A 10,089-nucleotide genomic window follows, 5' to 3' on the forward strand; every position below is an offset into this window, starting at 1 on the left:
GGCGCCGGGGGCGCTACATGTGGGAGGAGGACGCGTCTTAGCGCCTGCCGAGACGGAGCCGGACGACTGCCGCCCGACCGCGCCGGCTACTCGATGACGTCGTCGTCGACCCAGTCCAGGGTGCGCTGGACGGCCTTGTTCCAGTTGCGGAAGAGCCGCTCGCGCTCGGCCTCCTCCATGGCGGGCTCCCAGTGCTTGTCCTCTGCCCAGTTGTCGATGACGTCCTGGGTGCCCGACCAGAATCCCACCGCGATGCCGGAGGCGTAGGCGGCCCCCAGCGCCGTCGTCTCGGCGACCTTCGGGCGCACGACCGGCACTCCCACCTGATCGGCCTGGAACTGCATGAGCAGTTCGTCGCGGGTCATGCCGCCGTCGACCTTGAGCTCGGTCAGGGCCGCGCCCGTGGACCCCGAGGCTGCGGCATCCCGGTTCATGGCTTCGAGGACCTCGCGGGTCTGGTAGGCGGTCGACTCCTCCACGGCCCGGGCGATGTGGGCCTTGTTGACGTAGCGGGTCAGGCCCACCAAGGCGCCACGGGCGTCGGGACGCCAGTGCGGGGCGAACAGGCCGGAGAAGGCCGGCACGAAGTAGGCCCCGCCGTTGTCCTCGACACTGGCGGCCAGTGCCTCGATCTCCTTGGAATCGGTGATGATCCCCAGGTTGTCGCGCAGCCACTGCACCAGGGAGCCCGCCACGGCGATCGAGCCCTCCAGGGCGTAGACGGCCGGCTCCTCCCCGATCTGGTAGCACACGGTGGTCAGCAGCCCGTTCTCGCTGCGCACCGGGGTGGTGCCGGTGTTCATGAGCATGAAGCAGCCCGTGCCGTAGGTGTTCTTGGCCTGGCCCTTCTCGAAGCAGGCCTGGCCGAAGGTGGCCGCCTGCTGGTCACCGAGGATGCCGGTGATGGGGGTGTCCACCAGCAGGCCGTTCTTGCGGCCGTAGCCGAACATCCCCGAGGAAGGACGGATCTCGGGGAGCATGGACATGGGGATGCCCATGTCCGCGCAGATCTCCGGGTTCCAGTCCAGGGTGTCGATGTTCATGAGCATCGTGCGCGAGGCGTTGGTGACGTCGGTGGCGTGCACGCCGCCGTTGATCCCGCCGGTGAGGTTCCACAGCGTCCAGGTGTCCATGGTGCCCATGAGGAGATCGCCGGCCTCGGCGCGCTCACGGGCTCCCTCGACGTTCTCCAAAACCCAGGCGACCTTGGGGCCGGCGAAGTAGGTGGCCAGCCCCAAGCCCACGCGGTCCTTGTACTTGTCCGGGCCGGCGTCCCCGGCCAGACGGTCACAGATCTTCTGGGTGCGGGTGTCCTGCCAGACGATGACGTTGTAGACGGGCTCGCCGGTGTTCTTGTCCCACACGACGGCGCTCTCGCGCTGGTTGGTGATGCCCACCGAGGCGATCTCGTGGCGGTTGATCTGCGCCTTAGCGAGTACGCCGCCGACGACGGCGCGGATATTGTCCCAGATCTCGACTGCGTTGTGCTCGACCCAGCCGGCGCGCGGGAAGATCTGCTCGTGCTCCTTCTGATCGACGGCGACGATCTCCCCGTCGTGGTTGAACAGGATGGCGCGTGAGGAGGTCGTCCCCTGGTCGATGGCCAGGACGTACTTCTTCTCAGCGCTGTCTGCTGTGCTGTTGGGGCTCAAGGAATTGTCCTTTCACTGCGTTGTGAGGGGCGTGGTGGTCGGTGGTGTATAGAGGGGCCCGGGTTCAGAACAGGCCGGCGATGTGGGGGACGATGAGCCCTGCGGCGACGGCGCCGATGATCGGGCCGACGACCGGGACCCAGGAGTAGACCCAGTCCGAGCCGCCCTTGCCCGGAATGGGCAGGAAGGCGTGGGCGATGCGCGGCCCCAGGTCGCGGGCCGGGTTGATGGCGTAGCCGGTGGGGCCGCCCAGGCTCAGGCCGATGACGACGATGACCAGGGCCACGGCCAGCGGGCCAAGCCCGGAGGGCGTCTTGCCCGAGGCGATGATCCAGGCCAGCAGGACGAAGGTGCCCACGGCCTCGGTCACGACGTTCCAACCGTAGGAGCGCACCGCCGGGCCGGTGGCGAAGACGCCGAGCTTGGCGGCGGCGTCGGCCTTCTGGTCGAACTGCTTCTTGTAGGTCAGCCACACGGCGGTGGCGCCCAGGATGGCGCCCACCATCTGGGCGGCGAAGTAGACCACAATATTGGTTGCCGAGGCGGGGATCCCCTCGGCCAGGTCCCGTCCTGCCACCGCCAGGCCGATGGTGACGGCCGGATTGAGGTGAGCGCCGGTCTTGTAGGCGGCGTAGACGCCCACGAAGACCGCCAGGCCCCAGGCCATGGTGATGACGATCCAGCCGCCGTCCTTGGCCTTGGAGGTGGGCAGGGCGACACCTGCGACGACGCCGCAGCCCAGGAGGATGAGGAGGAAGGTCCCAAAGGCCTCCGAGGCGAAGATCTGGGTCAGGCTCGCAGACATGTGCGGCTCTCTTTCTGCACGACGTTGTGCGGGTCCGGACGGCACCGGCGTAGTCCGGGTTCTCGATGGGTAATGGAATTAACGTGCTGCCCGCCGCCGCCGGGAACAGCGGGCAGCACGGAAAGTCGTCTAGCCGAGCGGACCGGCACCCAGTGCCGCTCGGCCGGCAGGAGCCTAGATGGGCTCGGCGATGTGCGCCACCGCGGCGGCATCGGTCAGCTCGGACTCAGCCGCGGCGATCTGGGCCACGCGCTGAGCGTAGGCCTCCTTCTGGGCGGCGACGTCCTTCTTCGACCAGCCCAGCAGCGGCGCCATGATCTCCAGGATCTCGTCGGCGGCCGCCAGGCCCCGGTCTCTGCGTGACATGTCCAGGCGCACCCGGCGCAGCAGGACGTCGTCGAGGCTCTCGGCACCCTCGTGGGTGACGGCCCAGGCGACCTCGGCGCGCAGGTAGGTGGGGGCCTCCGCCAGGGGCTCGCCCAGGCGCTTCTCGGGATCGGCTGCGTCGGCGTCGTCGATGGAGGCCAGCAGCGCCGGGGTCTCGTCGCCGTAGCGGTCCAGCAGATGGGCGACCCGCTCCAGCGTCCAGCCGCGCTCGCCGGCGATCCGCCCGGCCCGCCTGGCCAGGGCGTGGTAGCCCGCAGCGCCCACCAGGGGCAGCTCCTGCGTGACGCAGGGGTGGGCGTGGGACAGGGCCTCGCCCAGGGCGTGGTCGACGGCGTCGGAGGCCATGACCCGGTAGGTGGTCAGCTTTCCGCCAGCGATGGCGGTCAGCCCCGGGGCGACCCTGGTGACCGTGTGCTCGCGGGAGACCTTCGTGGAGGCGGCCTCCGCGCCCGGTTTGAGCTTGGGCTGGAGCAGGGGACGCAGTCCCGCGTAGACGCCGATGATGTCCGCGCGCGTGATGGGGTGGGACAGGACGGAGTTGGCGTGCTCGAGGATGTAGTCGACGTCGGCGGCGGTGGCCACGGGTTTGGAGACGTCCAAGTCCCAGGGGGTGTCGGTGGTGCCGATGACCCAGTACTCGGGCCAGGGGATGATGAACAGGACGGACTTCTCGGTGCGCAGGAAGACCCCGGTCTCGGCGTCGATGGCCTCCTTGGGGACCACGATGTGAATGCCCTTGGAGGCCAGGACCTTCAGGCCCCCGGCGTCGGTGGCCAGGTCCTGGACCTCCTCGGTCCACACGCCGGCGGCGTTGATGGTGCGCTTGGCGCGGATCTCGTGTGCGGTGCCGGTGGCCAGATCGGTGACGCGGGCGCCGTGGACGTGGCCGCGCTCGTCGGTGATGAAGCCGGTGACCTTGGTGCGATTGGCGGCCAGCGCCCCCAGGCCGACGGCGGTGCGCACCAGGTCGATGACCAGGCGGGCGTCGTCGACGCGGGCGTCGAAGAAGCGGATGGAGCCGGCCAGGCCGCTGGTGTCCAGTGACGGGGCGAGGGCGGAGGTGCCCTTACGGCCCAGGTGGCGCTGGATCGGCACGGTCTTGCGGCCGCGGGCGCCGGCCAGGGCGAGGGCGTCGTACATGCCCACGCCGACGGCGGAGTAGGAGCGCTCGTAGTGGTGCTTGAGCGGCCACAGGAAGGGCTGGGCCTTGACCAAGTGCGGCGCGGTGGTGCTCAGCAGGCGGCCGCGCTCGGTGAGGGCCTCGTGCACGAGGGCGAAGTTGAGCTGGTAGAGGTAGCGCAGGCCGCCGTGGACGAGTTTGGAGGACCACGAGGAGGTTCCCGAGGCCCAGTCGCCCATCTCCACGATTCCGGTGCGCAGACCGCGGGCCGCGGCGTCCAGGGCGATGCCTGCGCCGGTGACGCCTCCGCCGACGACGAGCACGTCCAGGCCCTCGGATGACGACATCTCCTCCAGGGCGCGCTTGCGCTGCGCGGCGTTGAGAGCCGTGTCGTGCGTGGGCTCGGGGTAGGAGGGGCCCGTGGGCCCCGAGGGGCCGGAGCTGCGGGCGGAGGTCTTCTTCGAGGAGGGGGTGCGGGTGGAGGTTATGGCTCCTGGGCTCCTACGTGTCGTGAGATCGGCTGATTGAGGTCTGTGCGGGTCTGTGCTGTCTGCGAGGGTCGGCGCGGCCCGCGGGCCCCGATCGGCGTTGACCGGGGCGGCGGGCGACGGGGCGGAGCGAGTGCCGGATGGCGGGATTCGGTGCCGGAGCCTGATGAGCCCCGCTGCCGCACTCGCGGCGCTCCGTCGTGGCGCTTGTCACTACTCTCCCCATCTGTGGGAGAATGCGCAAGGTAGGTGCACGAACGTGCACACAGGTTTGGGGGCTTCCACAAGATTGTCCGTTTACCTGCATGGACGTCCTTCGTTGCAGGGGGTATTTGATGTCGTATGGGACGAAAATCATGTCCTGCCGCAGTGCGCAACGGCACCGCGATGGTGAGAGGAGGCGGACGTGACCGGTGAAGGCACCTCCGGAGCCGTGAACGCCGTCGACGCCTCCGGGAGCGCCGCCGACCCCGGAGGGCTTGTGCGCGCCTACGAGGCGGCCTCTATGTACTACGTCCAGGGCGAAACCATGGAGGTGATCGCCCATCACCTGCGGGTCTCGCGCTCCACCGTCTCCCGGCTCCTGGCACGGGCCCGTCGGGAGGGCATCGTGCGGGTCACCCTCGTCCAGCCTGGCGGCGCCGGCTCCCTGGAGGGACGGATGGCTCGGGTGTTCGGGGTGCGCACGCACATCGTCCCGGTGCGCGAGGGCACCACGGAGATTCATCGTCTTCAGCAGGTCGCCTCCGTCGCCGCCGCGCACATGGTCGACCTCATCGAGGCGCTGGCCGACCCCGGCGGATCGGGCGGTCGTGACGCCCCGGGGGAGGGCACAGACCGGGAGAGCAGGGTCCAGGGCGGGGGCGGTGGAGGCGTCGTCGTCGGCGTCGCCTGGGGCACCACCATGTCCGAGGTCAGCGCGGCCCTGCCCTCGCGTCCGATCCCGGGACTGACTGTCGTTCAGCTCAACGGCGCTTCGGACCCGATGCGCGAGGGGCCTAGCGCCGGCGAGGTGCTCTCGCATCTGCGCGCCTCGCTGGGGGCCCGCACGATCTCCTTCCCGGTGCCGGCCTTCTTCGACCACGTTGCCACGCGTGAGGCCATGTGGTCGGAGCGCTCGGTTGAACGGGTCTTGGCGGTGACGCGCCGGGCGAGCCTGGCCGTCTTCGGCGTCGGCGCCCTCGACGCCCTCAACGGGGCCCTGCCCTCGCAGGTCTACGAGGGCGGTCACCTCACCGCCCGGGACCAGGCCGTTCTGCGCCGTCAGGAGGTGGTGGGGGACGTGTGCACCGTGCTGCTGAGGGCCGACGGCTCCTGGCGCGATGTCGCCCTCAATGCCCGGGCCACCGGCCCGACCCCCGCCCAGCTCGCCCGTATCCCGCGCCGCCTGTGCGTGGCCGCCGGGACCGGCAAGGCCCGGGCCCTCCTGGCTGCGCTGCGGGCCCACACCGCCACCGATCTCGTCGTCGACGACGCCACTGCCCGTGCCGTCCTGGAGCTCGCCGAGGCCCGAGGCCAGGCGGGAGGCGGTTCTCGATGAGCCGTGAACGTGGCAGGATGTTGGCCCGGATCGCGCTGCGGTCTGCTCACGGCCCCGACGTCGCCGGTGGAGCGCCGGCTCGCGGGTCGAGAGGCCAGAACTGAGCCCTACTGAATACGGACTACGATGAGCAGCACTGCTGTCATGACAGATGAACACCTGACCGCCGGCCGGGCGACGCGCCGGGTCGAGGTCTACGGGGTCGACGGCTCACGGCGGGTCCTGCGGCCGGCGCGCCCGGCGGATGTGCGCGCCATCGCAGAGCTGGTGCGTCCCTATGCCGAGCGCCGTGTCCTGGTCTCCAAGGACCTCATCTCCTACTTCGAGGACATTCAGGAGTTCATCGTCGCCGAGGAGATCCCCGGCGTCGTCGGGCATGGCGGAGGAGAAGACGGGGAGGCCTCGGCCGCGCCCAGGATCGTGGGCTGCGGGGCGTTGCACGTCATGTGGGACGACCTCGCCGAGGTGCGCACCCTGGCCGTCCACCCCGACGCCGTGGGGACCGGTCTCGGCTCGGCCATTCTGCGCGAGCTCATTGCGCAGGCCCGGGAGATGGGACTCAAACGGGTGTTCTGCCTGACCTTCGAGGAGCCCTTCTTCGGCTCCCACGGTTTCGAGCCGATCGAGGGCACCCCGGTGGGCGCGGACGTCTTCTCCGAGATGCTGTGCTCTCACGACGACGGCCTGGCCGCGTTCCTCGACCTGGCCCGGGTCAAACCCAACACCCTGGGCAACGCCCGCATGCTCCTGCAGTTGTGAGCTGGCCGGACCGAGTGGGCCGAGAGCGACTGGGCTCGGAGCACCACGGCGCTCCACGGCATCGGGTGTGATCCTTCCCGACAGCAACCGGCAACCATGGAGGAACCCATGATCCGCAACGTTCACGAACGCGTCATCAACGCCCCGCTCGAGCCCCTGGGCGTCCTGCTCGACGGGCTTGGGCAGAAGGGCGATCGCCTCTGGCCCTCGCGGAGCTGGCCGCCGATGGTCCTGGACCGGCCCCTGGCGCTGGGGGCCGATGGAGGGCATGACGGCATCTACTACTACGTGAGCGAGTACGAGCCTGGTCGGCGGGTGCGGTTCACCTTCCACCCGCGCACGGGGATCATCGGCGCCCACGAGCTGGGCCTGGACGCCCTGGACGATGAGCGCTCCCGCATTCGGCACGTCCTCATCGGGCGCACTAGCGGGGCCATGAGGGTCATGTTCCCGGCTGCGGTCGAGCCTTTGCACGATGCCGTCATCGAGGACCTCTTCGACAACGCCGAACGCGAGACCACGGGCACGGTTATCCGTCCTGCAACGTGGTCCCCGCGGGTCCGGGTGTTGCGCCGCCTCGCCCGCGGCAGGTAGCCGTCAAGGGCTGTTAAGGATGATGGGGAGTTCTGCCTGGGGCTGCAGTGGAGCTGTCGCGGTAGCCTGACCAGGTCCCGCCAGGTCCCGTGTATCCGAAGAATCCTTGAGGAAAGTGCTCATGAGCCAGCCACCGGTCAACGGTCCCTACGGTCAGCCGTTCCAGCCCGTCCAACCTGGCCAGTACGGCGTCCCCACCCAACCCGGCCAGTACGGTCAACCCGGTCTTCAGGCCCAGCACGGCCAGCAGCCCGGTTCTCAGCCCCAGTACGGTCAGCCCGGCGCCGGTCATCCGGCCTATGGCGCTGCGGGCGCTCCGCAGCCGGCGGGGGCGGTCCCTCCGCCCGACTATCAGCCCTCCCAGCTCGGTCCGATCCCAGTCGAGCAGGACAAGATCGTGCTCAAACCCACGGCGACGACCGCCAGCCGCGTCCAGTTCCTCGTCGGTGGCGGCTTCGGGCTGGTGTGCCTGGCCGGAGCGGTCTGGAACCTGATCCATCTCGGTGATGAGGGCACGCTCACTGCGTTCGCCGTCCTGCTGCTCCTCGGGTTGTTCCTGCTGCTCGGCATCCTTGTCCTCATGTCGGTGCGCACGGTGCTCGACGCCACCGGCATTCACGTGGGGGCCGGTGGCAGGAGCCGTGACATCCCCTGGCCCCGGTCGCGCACGGGCCTGTTCGTCAAGGTCTCCGGTGCGCCGGCGGCCCTGAGTGCCGCCGCTGGCAAGCCCCAGATCCGTCATGCCGAGGCGCACGTCGTCGACAACGACGGCAAGGCCGTCCCCCTGACCGGTCTGACCTGGTCCGGTATCAGCGGCGAGGCGCTGGAGCGCAAGGGCGCCGCCGAGCTGGACCGCATCTGGGCCTGGGCCGTGGCACGCGGATACACCCAGGAGACGGGGGAGTACGTCGAGCTGAGCGGCGTTCTCGGCATCCAGCAGGGGCTCCGGGAGCGTCAGGAGCGTCGACAGGGGCTGAGCCGCCCCTGATTCGGGGCGGAGCACGGACGTCGGGAATGTGCAGCCTCCTCCAGCGTTCCCGGTCCATGGGGAGGACTGGCCCTTCGGAGGCGGTGTGGTCACGGTCGGTGTGGATTATGCTCCTGGCATTCCCACTGCCCGCGATCTGGTGTCGGACCGCCTTGATGAAGAGGTTCCCATGACGCAGCCACCGACTGGCGCCCCCTACGGCCGGCCCATTTCCTACGGTGGGGCCGATCCTCAGGGTGTGCCCGGTCAGTACGGCCTGGCCGGGTGCGGCCAGGCTGGCGATGGTCGATCGAACGACGGCCGACCGAACTACCAGCAGCCATCGGCACCCCCGGCATCCGTTCCCGTCGCTGTGTCCCGGGGAATCCCCGGGGCCCGAGCGACCACGCCGTCGGTGCATCCTCTCGGGGGAGCATCCGCAGTGCCGGCGACCGACAGGCTGGTCCGCCGTACCGCCGCGACCGGGTCCGGCTGGATCGTATTCGTTCTGTGCGGCGGCACCGGGCTGCTGCTCCTGACGTTCGGACTCAAGACGATCATTGGCGACCGGGACGATGCTGCCTTCGGCTTCGCCCTGCTCATCACCGGGCTGCTGCTCCTGGTGTTTGTTCTGGTGATGACGTCCATGCGGACCGAGTTCGACGCCACCGGCATCCACACGCGAGTCCTCGGCTTCCGGCGCGACATCCCCTGGCCCCGATCCCGTAGCGACCTATTCGTCAAGCGCCCCAGCGCACCCCCGCTGCTAGTGATTTTCCTGGGACTCGTCCTCATAGTCTTGGCCTTCCTCGCCGGGGATGCCGGGGACGCTGCAGGCGTGAGCATGAGCGCCAAGGCCTATGTCAGGGTCCCTCGGGGACGAGCCGTCTGGTTGCCGGGACTGACTCGTCGAGGCCTGCTGAGGTCCACGATGGAGCGCCGGGGAAATGCCGAACTGGACCGCATCTGGGCCTGGGCCGTGGCCCGCGGTTACACCCAGGAGACGGGCGCGCCCGTGCGATCGTAGGTTAAGCCTCGGGGTCGTAGGGTAAAGGGCACGACCTGGAGGCCTACGGTACGACCGCGAGGAATGCGAGGACTCTGACAGCCCGGAGCGATGGGGCGAGCAGCCTTGGTTAAGCCGTTGCCGCTACGGTGTGCACCGTGCCTGCCCGCCCCGCCTCTCATGACATGATCGCCGCTGCAGCGTCGGTATCGCAGGGATCCTCGGCGCCGCCCGTGCACCTCGTGCCCGCAGCCGCGCTGGTGCCTGCCGATCCGGATGAGCCCTCGGCGCAGGCCGTCATCGCCTGGTACGACGCCCATGCCCGCGACCTACCGTGGCGCCGCCCCGGAACCACACCGTGGGAGGTCCTCGTCTCGGAGGTCATGAGCCAGCAGACCCCGGTGGCACGCGTCATCCCCGCCTGGCAGGAGTGGATGCGGCGCTGGCCCGGACCCGTCGAACTCGCCCAGGCGCCCACCGCCGAGGTACTGCGGGTCTGGGGACGCCTCGGCTACCCGCGCCGGGCCCTGCGCCTCATCGAGTGCGCCCGTAGCATCGTCGAGCGACACGACTCTGTCCTGCCCGACGACCCGGATGCCCTCCTGGCCCTGCCTGGGGTGGGGGAGTACACGGCTGGCGCCGTTCTCGCCTTCGCGCACGGCCGCCGCGCCCTCGCGCTGGATACGAATGTCAGGCGGGTCCTGGCGCGCGCCGTCGGCGGCCAGGCCCTGCCCGCCCCCGGCCTCAATCGGGCCGAGCGCGAGCGGGCGC

At 69.9% G+C, this 10,089-nt stretch carries 8 protein-coding genes and 1 pseudogene; 6 read left to right on the top strand and 3 right to left on the bottom strand.

Annotated features, from left to right (window positions below; translation table 11 throughout):
• Nucleotides 1–86: 86 nt before the first annotated feature.
• The 3 genes from glpK to HMPREF0975_RS05785 form a co-directional block, all read right to left on the bottom strand.
• On the bottom strand, nucleotides 87–1,652 hold the full coding sequence (gene glpK, locus HMPREF0975_RS05775; RefSeq protein WP_009233209.1) for a glycerol kinase GlpK: 1,566 nt from the start codon (nucleotides 1,650–1,652) through the stop codon (nucleotides 87–89).
• Nucleotides 1,653–1,716: 64 nt separating this feature from the next.
• Complete coding sequence (locus HMPREF0975_RS05780; RefSeq protein WP_009233210.1) at nucleotides 1,717–2,457, bottom strand: MIP/aquaporin family protein; 741 nt, start codon at nucleotides 2,455–2,457, stop codon at nucleotides 1,717–1,719.
• 174 nt (nucleotides 2,458–2,631) lie between these two features.
• Entirely contained in the window at nucleotides 2,632–4,452 is a 1,821-nt protein-coding gene (locus HMPREF0975_RS05785) for a glycerol-3-phosphate dehydrogenase/oxidase (protein WP_083840736.1), read from the bottom strand.
• Nucleotides 4,453–4,858: 406 nt separating this feature from the next.
• Between HMPREF0975_RS05785 and HMPREF0975_RS05790 the strand changes: the two genes are divergently transcribed.
• The 6 genes and pseudogenes from HMPREF0975_RS05790 to HMPREF0975_RS05815 form a co-directional block, all read left to right on the top strand.
• Nucleotides 4,859–5,992, top strand: coding sequence for a sugar-binding transcriptional regulator (locus HMPREF0975_RS05790; protein WP_009233212.1), 1,134 nt, complete (start codon nucleotides 4,859–4,861; stop codon nucleotides 5,990–5,992).
• Nucleotides 5,993–6,118: 126 nt separating this feature from the next.
• Complete coding sequence (locus HMPREF0975_RS05795; protein WP_049939517.1) at nucleotides 6,119–6,751, top strand: amino-acid N-acetyltransferase; 633 nt, start codon at nucleotides 6,119–6,121, stop codon at nucleotides 6,749–6,751.
• A 108-nt stretch (nucleotides 6,752–6,859) separates the two neighbouring features.
• Nucleotides 6,860–7,345, top strand: coding sequence for a hypothetical protein (locus HMPREF0975_RS05800; RefSeq protein ID WP_009233214.1), 486 nt, complete (start codon nucleotides 6,860–6,862; stop codon nucleotides 7,343–7,345).
• A gap of 121 nt (nucleotides 7,346–7,466) precedes the next feature.
• Entirely contained in the window at nucleotides 7,467–8,333 is an 867-nt protein-coding gene (locus HMPREF0975_RS05805) for a hypothetical protein (protein WP_009233215.1), read from the top strand.
• Between the two features lie 169 nt (nucleotides 8,334–8,502).
• Nucleotides 8,503–9,339, top strand: coding sequence for a hypothetical protein (locus HMPREF0975_RS05810; protein ID WP_232212473.1), 837 nt, complete (start codon nucleotides 8,503–8,505; stop codon nucleotides 9,337–9,339).
• A gap of 137 nt (nucleotides 9,340–9,476) precedes the next feature.
• A pseudogene (locus tag HMPREF0975_RS05815) lies at nucleotides 9,477–10,089 on the top strand (A/G-specific adenine glycosylase); the annotation flags it as partial.

The sequence above is a fragment of the Actinomyces sp. oral taxon 849 str. F0330 genome (genome assembly GCF_000239715.1).
Classification (GTDB): domain Bacteria; phylum Actinomycetota; class Actinomycetes; order Actinomycetales; family Actinomycetaceae; genus Actinomyces; species Actinomyces johnsonii.